This window comes from Kitasatospora sp. NRRL B-11411 (assembly GCF_000721345.1).
Lineage (GTDB): Bacteria > Actinomycetota > Actinomycetes > Streptomycetales > Streptomycetaceae > Kitasatospora > Kitasatospora cineracea.
The window spans coordinates 23,273-42,010 of the sequence record NZ_JOGH01000067.1; the positions used below are offsets into that span (position 1 = coordinate 23,273).

At 74.4% G+C, this 18,738-nt stretch carries 21 protein-coding genes and 1 pseudogene; 11 read left to right on the forward strand and 11 right to left on the reverse strand.

Going from position 1 to position 18,738, the window contains the following annotated elements; genetic code table 11:
* The first annotated feature begins 7 nt into the window (after positions 1-7).
* The 5 genes from IH44_RS0125535 (at position 8) to IH44_RS46685 (ending at position 3,400) form a co-directional block, all read left to right on the forward strand.
* Complete coding sequence (locus IH44_RS0125535) at positions 8-1,033, forward strand: ImmA/IrrE family metallo-endopeptidase (protein WP_030462062.1); 1,026 nt, start codon at positions 8-10, stop codon at positions 1,031-1,033.
* A 144-nt stretch (positions 1,034-1,177) separates the two neighbouring features.
* Positions 1,178-1,462, forward strand: coding sequence for a DUF3892 domain-containing protein (locus IH44_RS0125540; protein WP_030462063.1), 285 nt, complete (start codon positions 1,178-1,180; stop codon positions 1,460-1,462).
* A 114-nt stretch (positions 1,463-1,576) separates the two neighbouring features.
* Positions 1,577-1,837 (forward strand): multiubiquitin domain-containing protein, encoded by a 261-nt coding sequence (locus IH44_RS0125545; RefSeq protein WP_030462064.1) that lies wholly within the window; start codon positions 1,577-1,579, stop codon positions 1,835-1,837.
* Positions 1,812-2,981 carry a ThiF family adenylyltransferase gene (locus IH44_RS0125550; protein WP_030462065.1) on the forward strand — a complete coding sequence of 390 codons (1,170 nt, stop codon included), beginning with the start codon at positions 1,812-1,814 and terminating at the stop codon, positions 2,979-2,981. The genes IH44_RS0125545 and IH44_RS0125550 overlap by 26 nt, the downstream gene beginning before the upstream one ends.
* Positions 2,978-3,400 (forward strand): DUF6527 family protein, encoded by a 423-nt coding sequence (locus IH44_RS46685; protein ID WP_157852461.1) that lies wholly within the window; start codon positions 2,978-2,980, stop codon positions 3,398-3,400. The genes IH44_RS0125550 and IH44_RS46685 overlap by 4 nt, the downstream gene beginning before the upstream one ends.
* A gap of 263 nt (positions 3,401-3,663) precedes the next feature.
* On the opposite strand, the gene IH44_RS49780 is transcribed toward IH44_RS46685, so the two are convergent.
* Positions 3,664-4,818 (reverse strand): acyl-CoA thioesterase/BAAT N-terminal domain-containing protein, encoded by a 1,155-nt coding sequence (locus IH44_RS49780; RefSeq protein WP_369794993.1) that lies wholly within the window; start codon positions 4,816-4,818, stop codon positions 3,664-3,666.
* 137 nt (positions 4,819-4,955) lie between these two features.
* Positions 4,956-5,438 carry a DUF4345 domain-containing protein gene (locus IH44_RS0125565; RefSeq protein WP_081967111.1) on the reverse strand — a complete coding sequence of 161 codons (483 nt, stop codon included), beginning with the start codon at positions 5,436-5,438 and terminating at the stop codon, positions 4,956-4,958.
* Positions 5,439-5,574: 136 nt separating this feature from the next.
* On the opposite strand from IH44_RS0125565, the gene IH44_RS0125570 reads away from it, so the two are divergent.
* Complete coding sequence (locus tag IH44_RS0125570; protein ID WP_030462068.1) at positions 5,575-6,204, forward strand: TetR/AcrR family transcriptional regulator; 630 nt, start codon at positions 5,575-5,577, stop codon at positions 6,202-6,204.
* A gap of 75 nt (positions 6,205-6,279) precedes the next feature.
* Here IH44_RS0125570 and IH44_RS0125575 read toward each other — a convergent pair whose 3' ends face one another.
* From IH44_RS0125575 to IH44_RS0125615, 9 genes are all read right to left on the reverse strand, one after another.
* A complete protein-coding gene (locus IH44_RS0125575; RefSeq protein WP_030462069.1) occupies positions 6,280-8,103 on the reverse strand; it encodes a complex I subunit 5 family protein in 1,824 nt (607 codons plus the stop codon).
* Between the two features lie 169 nt (positions 8,104-8,272).
* Entirely contained in the window at positions 8,273-8,617 is a 345-nt protein-coding gene (locus IH44_RS0125580; protein WP_030462070.1) for a sodium:proton antiporter, read from the reverse strand.
* On the reverse strand, positions 8,618-9,355 hold the full coding sequence (locus IH44_RS0125585; RefSeq protein ID WP_051817304.1) for an MnhB domain-containing protein: 738 nt from the start codon (positions 9,353-9,355) through the stop codon (positions 8,618-8,620). It abuts the gene before it with no gap.
* Positions 9,352-9,711 carry a DUF4040 domain-containing protein gene (locus IH44_RS49785; protein WP_030462072.1) on the reverse strand — a complete coding sequence of 120 codons (360 nt, stop codon included), beginning with the start codon at positions 9,709-9,711 and terminating at the stop codon, positions 9,352-9,354. The genes IH44_RS0125585 and IH44_RS49785 overlap by 4 nt, the downstream gene beginning before the upstream one ends.
* The gene (locus tag IH44_RS0125595) at positions 9,708-10,001 is read right to left on the reverse strand and encodes a monovalent cation/H(+) antiporter subunit G (protein ID WP_051817305.1); all 294 of its coding nucleotides are present in this window, start codon (positions 9,999-10,001) and stop codon (positions 9,708-9,710) included. Before IH44_RS0125595 ends, IH44_RS49785 begins: the two co-directional genes overlap by 4 nt.
* A gap of 70 nt (positions 10,002-10,071) precedes the next feature.
* Positions 10,072-10,416, reverse strand: coding sequence for a monovalent cation/H+ antiporter complex subunit F (locus IH44_RS0125600; RefSeq protein WP_051817306.1), 345 nt, complete (start codon positions 10,414-10,416; stop codon positions 10,072-10,074).
* Positions 10,413-10,649 carry a hypothetical protein gene (locus IH44_RS45640; protein ID WP_030462075.1) on the reverse strand — a complete coding sequence of 79 codons (237 nt, stop codon included), beginning with the start codon at positions 10,647-10,649 and terminating at the stop codon, positions 10,413-10,415. Before IH44_RS45640 ends, IH44_RS0125600 begins: the two co-directional genes overlap by 4 nt.
* 15 nt (positions 10,650-10,664) lie before the next feature.
* Entirely contained in the window at positions 10,665-10,868 is a 204-nt protein-coding gene (locus tag IH44_RS0125610) for a hypothetical protein (RefSeq protein ID WP_030462076.1), read from the reverse strand.
* A gap of 541 nt (positions 10,869-11,409) precedes the next feature.
* Positions 11,410-11,733, reverse strand: a complete 324-nt coding sequence (locus IH44_RS0125615; protein WP_030462077.1) for a hypothetical protein — start codon at positions 11,731-11,733, stop codon at positions 11,410-11,412.
* Positions 11,734-12,077: 344 nt separating this feature from the next.
* Here IH44_RS0125615 and IH44_RS0125620 point away from each other — a divergent pair, with 344 nt between their 5' ends.
* The 5 genes and pseudogenes from IH44_RS0125620 to IH44_RS49480 all read left to right on the forward strand — a co-directional run.
* A complete protein-coding gene (locus IH44_RS0125620; RefSeq protein ID WP_232795082.1) occupies positions 12,078-13,007 on the forward strand; it encodes a SigB/SigF/SigG family RNA polymerase sigma factor in 930 nt (309 codons plus the stop codon).
* An 83-nt stretch (positions 13,008-13,090) separates the two neighbouring features.
* Positions 13,091-13,645, forward strand: coding sequence for an STAS domain-containing protein (locus IH44_RS0125625; RefSeq protein WP_063759684.1), 555 nt, complete (start codon positions 13,091-13,093; stop codon positions 13,643-13,645).
* The gene (locus IH44_RS0125630; protein WP_198545034.1) at positions 13,645-14,169 is read left to right on the forward strand and encodes an ATP-binding protein; all 525 of its coding nucleotides are present in this window, start codon (positions 13,645-13,647) and stop codon (positions 14,167-14,169) included. The genes IH44_RS0125625 and IH44_RS0125630 overlap by 1 nt, the downstream gene beginning before the upstream one ends.
* A gap of 199 nt (positions 14,170-14,368) precedes the next feature.
* A pseudogene (locus IH44_RS41405) lies at positions 14,369-18,048 on the forward strand (HAMP domain-containing protein).
* 4 nt (positions 18,049-18,052) lie between these two features.
* The coding region (locus tag IH44_RS49480) for an ANTAR domain-containing protein (RefSeq protein ID WP_030462081.1) at positions 18,053-18,738 on the forward strand (686 nt) is incomplete at its 3' end.

Consider the following 18,738-nt stretch of genomic DNA (forward strand, 5'->3'; position numbering starts at 1 on the left):
GTACTGCGTGGTCAACCACGTGCTTGTCGGTGCGGCTAGGACCCAGGCTGCGGCGATGGTCCGGGAACTCGAAGCGGTGTGTCCCGGTGCGGTGGAGCGCCTGGCGCGAGGCGCTCTCGCGGAGCTGAGGACCTGGGCCGAACTGACCGTGGTGGACGTCGCGGAGGGCCGGGAAGGGCAAGGCTGCAGCGTCGCCGGAGCGTACGACTCCGGGCCACCACCACGCCTGTCAGTCGCCGCCGCGGCCAGCCTCGCCCGGCGCGACTTCACCGCCCTGCACGAACTGGGGCACCATCTGCAACAGAACAGCATCCCCCTCATGGATGCCTTCGGCGGGCAACCCGACGGTGGCGTCCTCCTTGAGGACGCGGCGTGCGACGCGTTCGCTGCCGAGATCCTGCTGCCCGCCGCCCTCGTCGAGCGGCACATGGACGCCAAAGGACCTGACGCGTCCGCGATCACGGAGCTATGGCAGGCGAGCAACGCCTCGCGGATGGCGGTCTGTGTACGAGCCGCCCAGCACCTACCCGCACCAGGGCACGTGCTCCTTCTCGATCGTGCGGGGCGCCTCGTCTTCGGGGTCTCCCATGGCCTTCCGCCTCTGCCACGCGGCAGCCGCCAGGGCGACATCCCCATCGTCGACCGTGCCGTGGCCGGCACCGGCCGCGCTCGGGGACGGACCCGGGTCCGCTACCGGGACGGCATCCTCGGGCGCGAACTGCACGCCGACGTCACACCGATGAACGGCTACCTTGTCGGCGTCCTCGTCGTCGACTCTGCCCCCTGGCGCGCCTTCACTCCGCCCACCCCCGACACCGGCCCTCAGGCACGTGAGTACATCTGCGCGAACTGCGACGAGGAGTACTCCTCCTTCGCACCGTCCTGCCCGCGCTGTCGGATTCCTCACTGCCCGGAATGCGGCCACTGCGCCTGCCCGCCCCGCGTGACCGAACGCCAGTGCCTCGGCTGCTTCACCCTGCATCCGCCTGAGATGTTCCCCGCGGACAGCGACCGCTGCCTGGAATGCTCCTGACGTCACGCCAGCCCCATCCGCACTGCGTCCACCACTACTCGCGAGTTACGTCGTCTGTCCCTGGCGAAGCACCCGCACCGGGTGCTCACGGATTCCGGGCGCCGGCCTCGGAGCCGTCGGGACCTTGCCGGCTGGAGTAGAACGATGGCCCGACAGATCACCGCAATCCGGATGTCTCCCGGCGGTACCGCGCATGAGCACATCATCCACCTGTGGTGGACCGACCAGGTGTCCGGCGCCACCGGAAACAGCACCCGGGCAGAGCTCGTCACCTGGATCGAGTACCAGTACGGCCGGGCCTACACCAGCGACACGGCCGGGCGCCGCACGGAAGTCGCCGTGGTGACCCCCGCCCGCGGCGAGAAGTACCTGCGGACCCATGCCGACGGCGTGTGGACCAACAACCTCCTCGCTCTGCCCAGGCGCTGACCCGCCGCAGCGCACAACCGTTCGGCGCGCCACCGCTCCGGTGACGCGCCGAGCAGCCCGTCTCTTCCCGGAAGAGTCCGGGGAAGATCACACCTCACGCCTTCAGGAGGACTCATGTCCCAGGACAGCCACGGGCCCGCGCCCGTCACGATCATCGTCAACGCGCGCCCGCACACGTGGGAGGCGAAGGAGATCACCTTCGAGCAGGTCGTCGATCTCGCCTACCCCGGCCAGACGCCGACCGACCAGGACACCTACACCGTCCGCTACAGCCGCGGCCACGACGGACATGGAGCGGGCAGCCTCACGGCCGGCCACAGCGTCCCGGTGAAGAAGGAGATGGTCTTCGATGTCTACCGCACTTCTCGCTCGTGACCCTGACCTGGCCCGCCTGCTCGACGACGGCTACGACGCCGTCGTCCACGCCGGCCACATCGTCATCCGGCACATCCCGTACGTCACCGAGCACCGCACCGTCGAACACGGCTTCCTCACCTACCCCATAACCGTCAGCGGAGACCGTCTGGTCTCCGGAACGGACCACCGCATCTGGTTCAGCGGCTCGGCCCCGTGCAACGAGCACGGTCGGCCGCTGGCCATGGCCTCTGCGGACCTGCGGGAGATTGCGGAGGGACTGCAGACCGACTTCATGCTCTCCAGCAAGCCGGGGCCGGACGGCTACCCGGACGAATACACGAAGATCACCGCGTATGTCCGGATCATCGCCGACCAAGCACGCGCACTCGACCTCTCGGCCACCCCCACCCCGGGCGCGGCTTGGCAGGAGATCGACGACGACAGTCCTTTCGCCTACCGGGACACCGCTACGTCCCGCGCCGGTATCGCGGCCGTCAACCGGCGCTTCCGGAGCCACCGCATCGTGATCGTCGGCCTCGGGGGCAGCGGGAGCTACATCCTCGACCAGGTGGCGAAGACCGAGGTCGACTCGATCCTCCTCATCGACGGCGACACCTTCGACAACCACAACGCGTTCCGGGCTCCGGGCGCCCCTACCCTCGGCGTCCTGCGCGACCGCCCGGCCAAGGCCGCCTACTTCGCCTCCATCTACGCGAACATGCACCGGGGCGTGACGGCTTGCGAGGAGTACCTCGACGAGGACAACCTCCACCTGCTCACTGGCGCGACGTTCGTCTTCCTCGCCTCCGACGATGCCACTGGCAAACCGGCGGTCATCGCCTGGCTCGAAGCGCACGAAGTGCCGTTCATCGACGTCGGCATGGGTGTCGAAGAGATCGACGGCCGCCTCAGCGGTCTGCTGCGCGTCACCACGAGCCTCCCCGGCCGCCGTGACGCGGCGCGCCCCCGCATCCCGCAGCCGGCTCCCGAGCGCGACGCCTACGCGCGGAACATTCAGACCGCGGACCTGAACGCGCTCAACGCCGTCCTGGCCGTCATCCGCTGGAAGCGCTCCATCGGCGTCTACGCCGACGCCACCGGCGAAGGCCACAGCACGTACTCACTGATCACCAACGAGATCGCCAACGAGGACCTGCCGTGACCGCCCAACACACCCTGCGTCCCGTCTTCACCGAGACGTTCCCCCCAACCATGGATGCAGGCGCGCTGTACGTCTCGATCTCCTACCGCACCTGCGGCCATCTGTGCTGCTGCGGCTGCGGGCACGAGGTCATCACACCGCTCTCCCCCAAGCAGTGGACGCTCACCTTCGACGGCGAGAACGTGTCCTTGGCCCCGTCGATCGGCAACTGGTCGCTCCCCTGCCAGTCGCACTACTGGATCCGTGACGGTCGTGTCCGCTGGAGCCGCCCGTATTCGGCAGCGGAGATCGATCAGAACCGAGCCTGTGACCGTAACCTGCTCGCCCCGGAGACTCCGCTCCCTGCATCAGAGCCAACTTCCAAGTTCCGTCGCTGGCTGCGGTCCCGGCGGCTGTGGATACCCGGACGATCACCCTGACTGGCCAGTGCCCTGGACGTATGCCGGGGCACTGGCGCGGACCGCGCGTCAGCTCGGCTTATCCCTCTGGCCTCCTGGCTCCTTCGCAGCTGTTGTGTGGACAGTCTCGTGCCAGCGGCCTCAGCCAGAGGTTTGTCGCTGGTCGAGTGCGGTGTCTCCGGCCGCGACGTTGTGCAGCGCGTCGAGAAAGCCGAGGCCCGGGCGATTCGATGAACGGCCTGGTGCCCGGCCGTGGTTGGGTGGCTTCGGGCCCGGTTAGTGGGTCAGGCCAGCGAGCAGGGACAGGACTTCGGGCCAGCCCTTCGCCTTGACGGCCGCGTTGCCCGCGCGGGTGCTGCCGAGGTCGGTCGGGCGGGCGGCCGGTCGCCGGGTGGGTGGGGCGGGTGCCGACGGCGCGGCAGGGGTAGGTGCCGACGCCGTGACCCGCGTCCGGGAGAACCAGGGCCCGGTGCGGGTGGGGGCGTGGACGGTGTCGAGTTCCTGGGCGATCTGCCGGGCCCAGAGCGGGGAGGACCACAGGTGGTCGTCGGCGCCGACGATGGCCAGGACCGTGCCGCTGACCTGGTCGAGCGGTATCGGGCCCGGGCCGACGTCCTTGCCGTCCTTCGTCCAGGCGGTGCTGCCGTGGTCCGGGAAGCCGCCGTTGACCTGGGCGGACGGGGGAGTAGACGATCGCGCCGTGAACCAGGCCCGGGTAGACGTCGGCCAGCAGCAGGGTGGCCTCGCTGCCGCAGGAGTAGCCCAGCGCCATTAGGTGGTTGGGGTTGGTGCTCGGCTGGGCGGCCAGCAGGCCGGCCGCGGTGGCGAAGTACTCCAGCGGGATGTCCTCCAGGGTGGCGGGCAGGCCGGGGAGGCCGAAGTAGCCGAGGGCCAGCGCCGGGTAACCGTGCGAGGCGAGCAGCGCCGCGGCGGACGTCTCGCCGTTGCCGCCCTCCGAACCACCGAAGAGCAGGTCCGCCGGGTGGCGCGGGGTGCCGGGGGTGGGGAGGAACAGTTCCCCGGAGACCCGGTCGGCCGCAAGGGTGAGTTGACGGTTGGTCACGCCGGGCCCGGACCACGCGCGGGTCAGTGTCCGGGAGACGGGCGGGCGCCCGTGCGTGGTGGCGGTGAGGGTGGCGTCTAAGGTGTGCCCGGCCGAGGTGGGCGGGGAAGAAGAAGGCGGTCTCGGGGTCGCCGTCCTGGGGCTCCATCGACCAGAACAGGCCCATCCCGTCCGCCCCCTGGTAGGTGCCGGAGCGTGGGGCGGCGGTGTCCAGGGCGACGGCCCCGTGGGCGTCGGCGCGGAAGTCGGCCCGCCGGTTCCAGGCCAGGCCCTGCCGGTCCACCGACCGGGAGGCGACGGTGACCTGCTGGCTGGGCCGGAGCCCGGTGATCCGCACGTGCACCGGCTGGCCGACCAGGGTGGTCGGCGCGTCCACCTCGATCGCGGCCGGGCCGCCCTGCTCCGCCGAGCAACCGGCCGCCCCTGCGCCGACCAGGGCGAGCGCCGCCGTGGCGCACGCCCAGCACCGGATCCGTTCCCCCGCGATCCGACCCTTTACAAGTTTCAGAAAGATTATTCAATCGCACCGCGGGCGGCCCTGTCGGCCCCCCGGTGCTCCGGCCGGTCCCGGTCCTGCGCGGCTGCCCGGCCTGCCTGGGTGGCCTGCGTGGCCCGGGCGGTGGCCCGGGTGTCGGCGGTGGCCAGGGCGAAGTAGACCGGGGGGAGGGCCAGTTCGATCGCCAGCAGGACGAGCTGGAACCAGTTCGGGCGCCCGGCGACGGCCAGCGAGAGGATCCGGCCGAGGGCGCCGAGCAGGAAGAGGCCGGCCAGGGCGCGGACCGGGGCGGGCGGGATCGGGCGTTGGCGGGCCGTCCAGAGCCAGGCCAGGCCGTAGCCCGCGAAGACCGCGCCGAGGAAGCGGTTGAGCGAGTCGACGGTGGGTCCGGCGTCGGTGGCGCCGGGGACGATCGCGTTGCCCGCCAGCAGGTGCAGCAGGCCGATGGCCGCACAGGCGAAGCCCATCGCGTACGAGAGGAACCGCAGTGTTCTGGCCATCGCCCGTCAACTCCACTCCACTGTGCCGCCCACCCGGGGCGGTCTGGTTGACACGTGTCTACTAGCGGGTGCGACTCCAGGGTGGGCGCGCGGGCCGGAGCCTGTCAAGTAGACACGCGTCCAGTAGGATCGGGGCATGTCGACCGCCCCGCGCCGCCGCCTCACCCCCGATCAGCGGCGGGCCCAACTGCTCGCCGTCGGAGCGGAGTTGTTCGCCGCGCACCCGTACGAGGCGGTGCTGATGGAGGAGGTCGCCGAGCGGGCCGGCGTCTCGCGGGCCCTGCTCTACCGGCACTTCCCGGGCAAGCGCGAACTGTTCGCCGCCGTCTACCGGCAGGCCGCCGACCGGCTGCTCGCCGCCACCCGCCTCGACCCGGGGGCGACCCTGGTGCAGCAGCTCGCCCAGGGGCTGGACGCGCACCTCGACTACTTCGTGGCCAACCGCCACGCCGTGCTCGCCGCCAACCGGGTCCTGGCGGGCGACCCCGTGGTGCAGACGATCATGGCGGAGGAGCTGGACGCGCTGCGCGCCCGACTGCTGGCCGTCCTCCCGCTGGCGGGCGAGGACGCCCGCGCCACCGTCTCGACCGTGCTGAAGAGCTGGCTGGTGTTCGTCCAGGTGCTCTGCGTCGACTGGCTCACCGAACCGACCTGCAGCCGCTCCGAGTTGCGCGACGTCTGCATCGGCGCGGTGCTCGGCGCCCTGCGCCCGCTGCTGCCGGTCGACCCGGCCCCCGGGTGGGACGGCTCCTGGGACGGCTCGTAGACGGACGGACGGCCCGGCCGTCGAGGAAAGCCCGCCGGGCCGCCCGCCGGACCGCCCGCCGGGGCGCGGAGCGGGTCAGGACAGGGCGGCGACCGCGGCAAGCAGCCCGGCCAGGCCGACCAGCAGCCAGGTGACGTAGTCGCCCAGCAGCCCGGAGTGCAGGCGGCGCAGCGCCCGGACGGCGTGCCGGGCCCAGGCGGGGGCGGGCAGCGGGCGGTGCAGCGCGGTGGCGGCGAGGGCCACGGCCAGCGCGGTGGAGAGCAGGCCGAGCAGGATGCCGGAGGCCGTCCAGTCGGCCGGGGGAGCGGGCAGCGGAGGGGCGGTCGCACCGTCCAGGACGGCGCCGAGGTACCCGGAGCGGTCGGTGAACCGGGCCGCCGCGGCCGCGATCACGCGCCCGACGGCGGGCACCAGGCCGACCGCGAGGCAGCCGGCCAGCAGCAGGGCCGGGACGGCGACCATCGGGCGGGGCAGCGACCGCTGCGGCCCGCGGACCTCCGGCTCCTCGCCCTCGCCGCTGGTCTCCGGCTCGCCCGGGCGTTCCGCCGGGTGCCGCCCCCAGCCGCCGAACACCCGGGCGCAGGCCCGCAGCACGGCGGCGCCGGTCACGGCGGAGACCAGCACGTACAGGGCGGGCAGCCACCAGGCCCACGCGCCGGCCGCGTGCTCGGCGACCGCCTTGCCCAGCCCCGTCCCGAACGGCGGCAGTCCGGCCAGTGCCAGCCCGCCCGCCGCGAACAGGCAGGCCACCAGCGGGAGTCGGCGGCCGCGGCCGAACAGCCCGTGCTCGTCGACCGAGCCGAAGCGGTCCAGCAGCACCCCGCACAGCCCGAACAGCGCGGCCTTGGCGCCCGCGTGCGCGGCCAGGTAGACGGCGGTGCCCGCCACCGACTCCGGCGTCAGCAGCGCGAACCCGACCAGGAACAGTCCGACGTGCCCGATCGTGGAGAACGCCAGCAGCCGTTTCAGGTGCCGCTGCTGCCAGCACATCAGGGCGCCGGTCAGCGCGGTCGCCACCCCCGCCGCCAGCAGCACCGGGCGCACCGCGTCCGCCGGGACGCCGCCCGGCCCGCCGAACACCGTCCACCGGATCCGGGCCGCGCCGTACGCGCCGAGCTCCACCATGATGCCCGACAGCAGCATGCACACCGGGCTGGGCGCGACCGCGTGCGCGTCCGGCAGCCAGAAGTGGAACGGCACGGCGGCGGCCTTCACCAGCGGCCCGGCCAGCACCAGCACGAACGCGCAGCGCACCAGGGCGTCCGGCGGCCGGGCGTCCAGCGCGTGGCCGAGCTGGGCCAGGCCGAGCTCGCCGGTGCGCGCGTACAGCAGGCCGATGCCGAGCAGCGAGGCGTACGCCGCCAGGGAGTTGACGATGCCGAAGGCGAGCGCGCCCTGCAGCGGGCGCGGGTCCTCGATCCGGTAGCCGGTCAGCGCGTACGCCACCGCGCCCATCAGCTCGAAGAACACGAAGGCGTCGAACAGGTCGCCGGTGAGGGCGAACCCGGTCATCCCGGCGGAGAAGAGCAGCAGCAGCGCCGGGTACACGCCGCCCTTGTCGCCCGCCGGTTCGTCGAAGTACCGCCAGGAGTAGGCGAGTACGGCCAGCACCAGGACCGCGGCGAGCAGCGCGGCGAGCACGCCGATCCGGTCGGCGGCCAGCGCGATGCCCACCGACTCCCCGCCCACCGGTGTCCAACCGCCCAGCCAGGACACCGAGACGCCGTCCCCGGTGCGCACCCACAGCGCGCCCAGGCAGAGCACCTGCGCGGCCGAGCAGCAGGTGGCGACGGTGTCGCGGGCCGTCCGCGGCAGCCACCGCCCGGTCACCGCCAGCAGCACCGCCCCCAGCAGCGGCAGCACCACGCCCAGCGGCAGCAGGTCCGCGGCGGACGGCAGCGCGACGGCGAGCGGCGACAGCCCCCCTGACGGCAGACCCGCGGACGGCAGGCTCCCGGCGAGCGGCAGGACCGCGGACGGCAGCCCCCCGGACAGCGGGCCCGCGGGCGGCAGGATCCCGGCGAGCGGCAGGACCGCGGACGGCAGCGCGGCGGACAGCGGCACCCCGTCAGCCCCGCAGGCCGGTCAGCAGCTGCGGGTCGACGGTGCCGTGGCGCTTGCGCAGCTGGATCACCAGCGCCAGCAGCAGCGCGGTGACGGTCGCGCCGACCACCACGTCGGTGAGCGCCAGCGCCTGCACCACCGGATCGACCACCGGCGCGTCGGTCGGCAGGTCGGAGAAGACCGGCGCGGTCGCCCCGGAACGGTAGCCGACCGTCAGCAGCAGCACGTACGTGGAGGACTGCGCCACCGCCAGGCACCCCACCGCGTGGATCAGGTTCCGGCTGGTCACCAGCCCGTAGCAGCCCGCCAGCAGGACCCACCCCGCCACCAGGTACGGCAGCACGCCCATTCAGTCCCCGTTCCTCTCCTCGGTCTCCACCGCCTGCTCCAGGAAGTGCGCCAGCAGCACGATCACCCCGCACGCCACCTCCACCCCCACCGCCGCGTTGACCAGCGCCACCAGGCCGCTGGAGGCGAGGGTGTTGAACGTCCCCAGCGGCAGCACGTTCTGCAGGTACGCCCCGCCCGCCGCCAGCCCCGCGAACCCCAGCGCCGCGAACGCCCCCGCCGCGACCCCGTCCGCGACGTCCAGCACCGCCAGCGGGCGCAGCCGCCGCAGCGCCCGGTAGTCGGCGGCGACGTACGCCAGGTGCAGACCGGTGGCCAGCACCACCCCGCCCTGGAAGCCGCCGCCCGGGCTGAGCGCGCCGTGCGCCACCACGTACGCGCCGGTCAGCAGCGCGAACGGCAGCAGGGTCGCGCCGAGCACCCGGGTGCCGGACAGCAGTTGTCCGGGCGCGGGCCGGTGGCGCCGCTCGTCGCGGGCCAGCCGCAGCAGCAGCGTGGCGCCGAGCACCGACGCGAACAGGATCGACTCCTCGCCGAGGGTGTCGAACGCCCGCTGGTCGAAGTTGACGGAGGACACCGCGTTGGCCGTGCGGTGCGCCAGCGCGGCCGCCACCGCCCGTTCCCCGTACGGGTGTTGGTCGCCACCGAAGGCCGGCAGGCGCAGCGCGGCGGCACCGAACGCGACGGCCAGGCCGACCGCCGCCGGGACGAACAGCACGAGCCGGACGCCCGGCCTCACCGCGCCGCCCGCCCGCGCCCGGCCCGGCGGCCGCCGTCCCCGCGGTCCTTGCAGTCCTCGCCGTCCCCGCCGTCCTCGCCGTCCTTGCTGGGCCCGTCGTCCCCACCAGGGGCTTTGCGGGCGGGTTCGCGGCGCACCTTGCGGACGGTCAGCAGGATCAGCAGCGGGGTGATCGCGGTGCCGACGCCGAGTTGGGACAGCGCCACGTCCGGTGCCTGCAGGACGGTGAACAGGAAGGCCAGGGCGAGGCCGAGTCCGGACAGCACGACCGCCTGCCGGGCCGGGTCGCGGGTCAGCACCGCGAGGGTGGCGAACGCGGCGGTCAGCAGCAGGGCGACCGCGATCAGCCCGGTCACTCCGACCGTCCCGGGTCGAGGCGGACGGTCAGCCGCCCGATCGCCATCGTGGTGACCGGCCCGGCGGCCAGCACCAGCGCCCCGATCAGCAGCAGCTTCCCCGCCGCCCGCCCCGGCCCGGTCTGCACGGCCACCGCCACCGCCGTCAACGGCACCCCCAGGGTGCTCGCCGCCGCCAGCGCGTGCAGCCGCAGGTAGCGCCCGGGCAGCCGGGCGAACGCCGCGGCGGCGAGCAGCAGCGCCCCCGACCCGGCCGCCAGCACACCCAGCGCGAGGGCGTGGCGCGACATCAACCCTCGCCCGGCGCGGGGAGCGCGGATCGCTTCAACAGGGCTGCTGGCAGGCGTGATTGACGCATCGTCAGCCCTCTTCCGGTCGGGACGGTCGGGACGGCCCGGACGGTCTAGGCGGCCCGGACGGTCCGGACGGCTCGGACGGCCGGGCGTGGTCCTGGTGCGGTTCGCCCGCCAGCAGCCGGGTGAACACCAGCGTCCCGGCGGGGGCGAGGGTGGCGAGCACCAGGGCGAGGTCCGTGTAGGAGGGGCGGTCCAGCCCCTGGGCGAGCAGCAGGAACAGCGCCACCAGCACCGTCCCGGCCAGCGTCAGGGCGGCGAGCCGCTCCTCCGCCGCGCCGACCGCGCAGCGGTACAGGCACGGGGCGAGGGCGGCGCAGTCCACCGTCGCGGCGATCAACCAGCCGTTCACCGGGCCCCGTCCTTCCCGGGCGCCAACGCCCGTTCCAGCAGGCCGGGTTCGGGGACGAGCAGGTGTACCCGGGGTGGGCGGTCGGCGACGGCGTAGCCGCCGGGGGTCGCCGAGTAGAGGATCAACGCCCAGGCGGGGCCGGTGCGTTCGGGGAGCGGGAGGTCGCGCAGCACGGGCCGGGCCAGGCCCGGTCGGGCGGTGACCACGGCCAGCCGCCAGGTGTCCGCGAGCACCGACAGCGGCCAGGCTCACAGGGCCGGCCACCAGCCGCGCGCCCCGCCGAGCCGGGCGCCGGACGCGCGCCGCGCCGGGCCGGCCGCGGCCGCGCCCAGCAGCGCGGCCAGCGCGCCGACCAGCAGCTCGAGGGCGTCGACGGTCGAGATCAGCACCGTGTACAGGCCGCACAGCACGGCCCACCACAGGGCCGCCTCCGCCACCGCCGTCCACCGCACCCGCCGCTCCCGTCCGCCGCCGGGTCCCTCCGGCCCCGGGTCCGCCCCGGGCCGGGCCCCGGCCGATCCCGCAGGACGCTAGCGGTGCCCGGCCCCGGCGGGCCGGGCACCGCGTCGCCGCCCGGAGCGGGCGTCATCCGTTCGGCTCAACGGGGTCGGGATCCGTTCGGCTCAACGGTGCCGGATCCGTTCGGCTCAACGGTGCCGGGCCGGTCGCCGCGGCGGGCAGGGGGCCCCGCGGTCACGGGGCCGGCTGCGGCTGCGGGGTGGGCTCGGGGTGCGGTTCGGGCCGGAACGGGGGGCCGTGGCGGTCCGGCGGCTCCGGGTCCGGGTGGGGCTGCCCGGGCGGCTCGGGGTCCGGGGCGGGGTCGGGTCGGCCGGGCCCCGGCGGGCCCGGGTTCGGGGGCTGCGGGTCGTGCGGGACCGGCGGGGCGATCGGCGGGGCCGGGGGCGGCAGCGGGGGGGGCGGGGGGGGGGGGGGGGGGGGGGGGGGGGGGCGCGAGGGCCGCGGGTGCCGTGGTGGCCGTGGTGGTCATCGGCGTCACCGTCCCAGCGCGTGCGCGAGCTGGGACTTGTTCATCTTCGAGCGCCCCTCGATGCCGCGCTGCCGCGCCTCGTTGTACAGCTGGTCGTACGTCGGGCCCTGGGCCCCGCGGTGCGAGCGCTTGCCGCCCCGGTGCCCGGAAGAGACGTCGTGGGTGGAGCTGCGGCTCGCGGTGCGGCTCTCGCCGTGCCGGGCGCGTTCCTTGTTCACGGTGCGGGCGGCGATCTCCTCGGCGCGCTTCTCGCTCGTCCCGCGCTCCAGCTGGCTCTCCTTGATGTGCTCGTACTGGCGCTCCCGCTTGGGGCTCGATCCGGCGGGCATGGTGGGACTCCTTTCGTCGCCGGACGGGTCACCCGGCGCGCATACCCGGATGAAGGCAGCCGAACCGGGTGAATCGGGTTTGCCCTCGGCGAACGGGGTAGGAGTAGGGCGCCACGCCGAGCGCGCACCGCCCGACGCGGCCGACCCGAAGAGGTCCGTCCCATCACGGCACGCGAGCCGTGAGCTGGGAGCCGTCGCCTGAAGAAGCCGGGTTCCACGGTTCTCCGCCCGCCGCGCCGTCGTGCGGCCCACCGAGTCCCGGACGGGGCATTCCACCGTCCGGAGCCCGGCACACCGCCGTTCCGGCGCCAGGCGGGTCCCGCCGTCCCCGGAGATGACTCCCCGTGACCACCACCTCCACGCTCCGCAGTACCCCCGTACCCTTCTCCGCCCCCGGGGCGGACGAGGTCGACCCGATGCACCGGCCCACCCGCCGGGAGATGCGGGCCATGGGCAAGTACGAGGCCCGCCGGCTCAGCGACGCGCTGTTCGTCCGGCTGGCCGAGCTGCCGCCCGAGGACCCCGCCCACAGCTACGTCCGGGGCACCCTGATCGAACTCAACATGCCGCTGGTGCGGTTCGTCGCCGCCCGGTTCCGGCACCGCCCCGAGGAACTCGACGACATCATCCAGGTCGGCACCGTCGGACTGATCAAGGCCGTCGACGGCTTCGACCCGCAGCGCGGCGTCGAGTTCGTCACGTACGCGATCCCCACCGTCTCCGGCGAGATCAAGCGGTTCTTCCGCGACACCTCGTGGCCGCTGCGCGTCCCGCGCAGCGTGCAGGAGCGCTACCTGGCGGCCGCCCACGCCTCCGACCGGCTCGAACAGGCCCTCGGACGGCTGCCCGACACCGCCGAGATCGCCGAGGAACTGCACGTCACCGAGGACCAGGCCGCCGAAGGGATCGACGCCGGTCGGCTGTGCCGCTGCGACTCGCTCGACTCGCTGCGCGACGACGACTCCGACGACACCGGCAGCGCCCTGATCAACCGGCTCGGCAGCTGCGACCCCGAACTCGAGGTCGCCGAACTCCGGGTGATGGCCAAGCCGTTCATCAGCCGGCTGCCCGAACGGGAACGCACCGTGCTGCTGCTGCGGTTCTGGGGCGGACTCACCCAGAGCGAGATCGCCACCGAGATCGGCGTCTCCCAGATGCACGTCTCCCGGATCCTCTCCGCCACCCTCGCCGGGCTGCGCGCCCAGGTCGAGGGCGCGGCCGGCGGCCCGGACGAGGAGAGTGGACGGGGCGCGGGGCACGGCGGGTCCGATTGAGCCGCGGGCCACTGGGTAGCCGCCCACAGGTGGCCGCCCCAGGGGCGACGAGTCGACACCGAACGGCAGGAGGTGTGCGAACCGTGGACGCACAGCCGGGCGCGGGCCCCGTCGGCCCGCTCACCGCCACCCCGCTCACCGTCGTGCTGCGCCATCCGCCCGACGCGCTGGTGGTGCGGCCCGAGGGTGAACTCGACCACGACAGCGTCGAGCCGCTGCGCGAAGTCCTCGAACGCGCCGTCGCCGACCCGCCCGGCCGGCTGGTGGTGGACTGCGGCGGCCTCGAGTTCTGCGACTCCACCGGCCTCAACCTGCTGCTGCGCGCCCACGCCGCCGCCCGGCGGGTCGGCCTGCCCCTGCTGCTGGCCGCGCCCGGGACGGCGTTCCTCCGCCTGCTGGAGATCACCGGCGCGGACGAGGTGCTCGACCTCCGCCCCACCGTCGAGGACGCGCTCACGGCGCCACCCGCCCCACCGGCGGGGCCACCCGGCGGGGCGGACGACGCACCGGGTACGCCCACTACGGCCGACGCGCCCGGCGCGGCCGATGCGTCCGGCGCGGCCGATGCGTCCGGCGCGGCCGATGCGTCCGGCGCGGCCGATGCGTCCGGCGCGGCCGATGCGTCCGGGGAGTCGTGATGGCGGCGCGTCCCGCAGAACCGACGGGTCCTACCGGCTCCACGGGCTCCACTGGCTCCACCGACTCCACGGGCTCCACGGAGCCCGCCGACCGGCCGGCCCCGGGCCGGGCGGAGCGGCGCCGCCTGCCGCTGGCCACCGCGCCCGGGGCGGTGGCCCGGAGCCGGGAGTTCACCCGCAGCGCGCTGCGGGCCTGGGGGTGGCTGCCCGGGGCGGACGACCGGACCCGGACCGCGGCCGAGGACGTGCTGCTGATGACCAGCGAACTGGTGACCAACGCCTGCCAGCACGCGGCCGGCCCCTACACGCTGGAACTGACCAGGTACGGACCGCTGTTGCGGGTCGAGGTCCGGGACGCCGACGACCGCCCGCCCACGCTGCGCCTGCGCCGGGAGCCCGCCCGGCCCGGCGGCCACGGGCTGCTGGTGGTCGACCGGCTGTCCGCCGCCTGGGGCAGCGAGCCGGTCGAGGGCGGCGGCAAGACGGTGTGGCTGGAGATCGTCCGTCCTCCGGCGGAACCCTGAACGCGGAAGTGCCACAGTGGAGACAAGGAGCGGCCCGCCCCCCTGGGCCGCGCCGTGTTCTCGGAGCCGAGGTGATGGTCGCGTGGGCAGCACACCCGATCCCGGACGGCCGCACCCGCCGCACCCCGACGAGCCGGGCGGGAGGGCGGAGCACGCCAGGGTGGAGGACCCCCGCCGCCGCACCCCCGACGTCTCCCTCGTGCCTGCCGGGACCGGCGGCGCCACCGGGCCGGACGGCGCCGCGCTGCGCCGCCTGCTGGCCGGGCTGACCGCCGTCCGGGACGGCGACCTCACGCTGCGGCTGCCGGACGCGCCGGGCGTGCTGGGCGAGATCTCCGAGGTGTACAACGACATGGCGGAGCGGCTGGCCCGGCTGAACGCCGAGGTGACCCGGGTGGCCCGCGAGGTCGGCACCGAGGGCATGCTGGGCGGCCAGGCGGAGGTGCCGCAGGCGCGGGGGGCGTGGCGGGAGCTGGCCGACTCGGTGAACGCGATGGCCGGCAACCTCACCTCGCAGGTCCGCAACATCGCGCAGGTGACCACGGCGGTGGCCCGCGGCGACCTGACCCGGAAGATCGACGTGGACGCCCGGGGCGAGATCCTGGAGCTCAAGGACACCGTCAACACGATGGTGGAGCAGCTGAGTTCGTTCGCCGCCGAGGTCACGCGCGTTGCCCGCGAGGTCGGCACCGAGGGCATCCTGGGCGGGCAGGCGGACGTCCGGGGCGTCTCCGGGACGTGGCGGGACCTGACCGACAGCGTCAACTTCATGGCGGGCAACCTGACCGCGCAGGTCCGCTCGATCGCCCAGGTCGCCACCGCGGTGGCCCGCGGCGACCTGACCCGGAAGACCGACGTGGTGGCGCGCGGCGAGATCCTGGAGCTGAAGAGCACCGTCAACACGATGGTGGAGCAGCTGAGTTCGTTCGCGGGCGAGGTCACGCGGGTGGCCCGCGAGGTCGGCACCGAGGGCATCCTGGGCGGGCAGGCGGACGTCCGGGGCGTCTCCGGGACGTGGCGGGACCTGACCGACAACGTGAACGTGATGGCCTCCAACCTGACCGGCCAGGTCCGTTCGATCGCGCAGGTCGCCACCGCGGTGGCCCGCGGCGACCTGTCGCAGCGCGTCACCATCGAGTCGGAGGGCGAAGTCGCCGCGCTGGCCGGGGCGTTGAACACCATGGTGGACACCCTGTCGGCGTTCGCCGCCGAGGTGACCAGGGTCGCCCGCGAGGTCGGCACCGACGGCACGCTCGGCGGGCAGGCCCAGGTCCCGAACGTCGCGGGCACCTGGAAGGACCTCACCGACAGCGTCAACTTCATGGCGCACAACCTCACTTCGCAGGTCCGCAACATCGCGCAGGTGACCACGGCGGTGGCCCGCGGCGACCTGACCCGCAAGATCGACGTGGACGCCCGGGGCGAGATCCTGGAGCTGAAGAACACCATCAACACCATGGTGGAGCAGCTCGGTTCGTTCGCCGCCGAGGTCACCCGGGTGGCCCGCGAGGTCGGCACCGAGGGACGGCTCGGCGGGCAGGCCGAGGTGGAGGGCGTCTCCGGCACCTGGAAGCGCCTGACCGAGAACGTCAACGAGCTGGCCGGGAACCTCACCCGGCAGGTCCGGGCGTGGCCCGGATCACCTCCCTCATCCAGGGCCGGCGCGAACCGGCGGCCGTGGCCGAACTGCTGGTCGACGAGCTGTGCCCGCTGCTGGACGCCCAGTACGGCACCTGCTACCTGGCCGAGGAGGCCGAGGGCGGCACCGTGCTGGTCCGCGCCGCCGCCTACGGCCACCACGGCCACCCCGGCCCGGACGCCCCGCGCGGCTTCGGCCTCGGCGAGTCGCTGGTCGGCCAGGCCGGGCGCAGCCGACGCCCCATCGCGGTCGGCGAACTCCCGCCCGGCTACGCCGAGATCGGCTCCGGCCTGGGCTCCGCCTCCCCCCGCGAACTGCTGATCCAGCCGATCACCATGGAGGACCGGCTGCTCGGCGTGCTGGAGGTCGCCACCCTGCACCACTTCACCGACCTGCACCGGGACTTCCTGGAACGCCTGGCCCAGGCCATCGGCACCACCCTGGCCACCCTGCTGGCCAACGCCCGGACCGACGAACTGCTCCGCGAGTCCCGCCGCCTGACCTCCGAACTGCGGGCCCGCTCCGAGCAGTTGGTCGACGGGCAGGAGGAGCTGCGGCGCTCCAACGCGGAACTCGGCGAGAAGGCCGAACTGCTGGCCGAGCAGAACCGCGACATCGAGGCGAAGAACCTCCAGATCGAACAGGCCCGCCGCGAACTCGAGGAACGGGCCCGCCAGTTGACCCGCACCTCGATGTACAAGTCCGAGTTCCTGGCCAACATGAGCCACGAACTGCGCACCCCGCTCAACAGCCTGCTGATCCTGGCCCAGCTGCTCGCCCAGAACGCCGAGGGCAACCTCACCGGCAAACAGGTCGAGTACGCCGAGGTGATCCGCTCGGCCGGCTCCGACCTGCTCCAGCTGATCAACGACATCCTCGACCTGTCGAAGGTCGAGGCGGGCAAACTCGACGTCACCGTCGAACCGTTCGAGCTGCGCGAACTCCTCGACTACGTGGACACCACCTTCCGCCCGCTCGCCGCCGAGAAGGGCCTCGACTTCCGGATCACCACCGCCCCCGGCACCCCCGAACAGCTGCACACCGACCAGGCCCGGCTGCGGCAGATCCTGCGCAACCTGCTCTCCAACGCGGTCAAGTTCACCGACCGGGGCTTCGTCGAACTCGCCGTCGAACCCGCCCGCGCCGGTGAACTCCCCACCGAAGGAAGGGACTTGGAGGCCGTCGCGTTCCGGGTCCAGGACTCCGGGATCGGCATCGGCGCCGACCACCTGGAATCCATCTTCGGCGCCTTCCAGCAGGCCGACGGCACCACCAGCCGCAAGTACGGCGGCACCGGCCTCGGACTGTCGATCAGCCGCGAACTCGCCCGGCTGCTCGGCGGCGCCGTCAGCGCCGAATCCGTTCCCGGCGAAGGCAGTTGCTTCACCCTGCTGCTACCCGCCGCCTACCCCGAACCCGCGGCGGAGGGGACGGCCGAACAGCGGACCGGGGGCGGCACGGGCCCGGCGCACCGGATCCTGGTGGTCGAACCCGACCCGCCCGGACTGCTCACCCTGCTCGCCCGCAGCGGCGTCACCGGCCGCGACCCCGCCACCACCGTCGACAGTGCCGGCGACCCCGACAGCGCCCTCGCCGCCCTCGACCGGGCCCCGCACGACCTGGTCGTCCTCGACCTCGGCCTGCCCGCCGACGGCGCCCGCACCCTGCTCGCCGCCCTCGAACAGCGCGCCGACCCCGTCCCCGTCCTCGGCCACACCGGCGGCGCCGAACCGCCCTCCCCGGCCGCCGACCGGCTCGACGTCACCACCGGCCTGGACGAACTGCGCGCCCGCATCGCCGGGGCGATCACCCCCGCCCCGCCCGACGCAGCACCCGACACCGGCACCGGCACCCGGGGCGGACGGCTCGCCGGACGCACCGTCCTGGTCATCGACGACGACCCGCGCAACGTCTACGCCCTCAGCACCGCCCTCGAACTCGAGGGCGCCACCGCCCTGCACGCCGCCAACGGCCGCACCGGCATCGCCCTGCTGCGCGCCCACCCCGAGACCGACCTGGTGCTGATGGACCTGATGATGCCCGAACTCGACGGCTACGCCGCCACCGCCGCCATCCGCGAGGGCACCGACCGGGCCACCGTCCCGATCGTCGCCGTCACCGCCAAGGCGATGCCCGACGACCGCGCCCGCAGCCTCGCCGCCGGCGCCGACGACCACCTCACCAAACCCGTCGACGCCGCCGAACTGATCGCCACCGTGCAGCGCTGGGTGGAGAGTTGACCCGATGAGCAGCATCGGCGAACCGCCCCCGCCACCCGGGCCGCCCCCGTCCCCCGGGCCGGCCGGCGGGGTGCGCCACCTGCTGGCGCTGCGGCTGCGCCAGGCCCAGGAGGAGACCGAGGAACTGCGGGCCGCGCTCGCCGTCCGCCCGCTCACCGCACTGGCCACCGGCGTGCTCGCCGAACGGCTCGGCTGCGGACCGGCCGCGGCCGGCGCCCAACTGCTCGCGCTCGCCGCCCGCGCCCACCTCGGCCCGCAGGAACTCGCCGCCGACATCCTCACCACGCTGCCTGCCGACCCCGCCGACCCCGCCGACACCCCCGGCCCGGCCGCCGCGTCCCCGCAGCCCCCGCGGGCCCCGGCCGGGCAGGCGGTGCCCGTCCTGGAGAGCGCCCTCGCCCGGACCGCCGACATGCTCGGCGCCCCCGCCGCCGTGCTCTGGACCGTCCGGCCCGGCGGCGTCCTGCAGCCCGTCGCCGCACCCGGCTTCACCGAAGCCGAACGGGCCCCCTGGCAGCACGTCCCGCCCGGCGTCCCCCCCCCCGCCCAGCAGGCCCTGGCCCGCCGCACCCCGCTCGGCCCGACCGGCCCCGTCACCGCCACCCTCGGCGCCGCCCGCGCCCCCTACCGCCTCGCCGTGCCGCTGCACCGCGCCGACGGCCCCTCCGCCGTCCTCGAACTCGCCTGGAC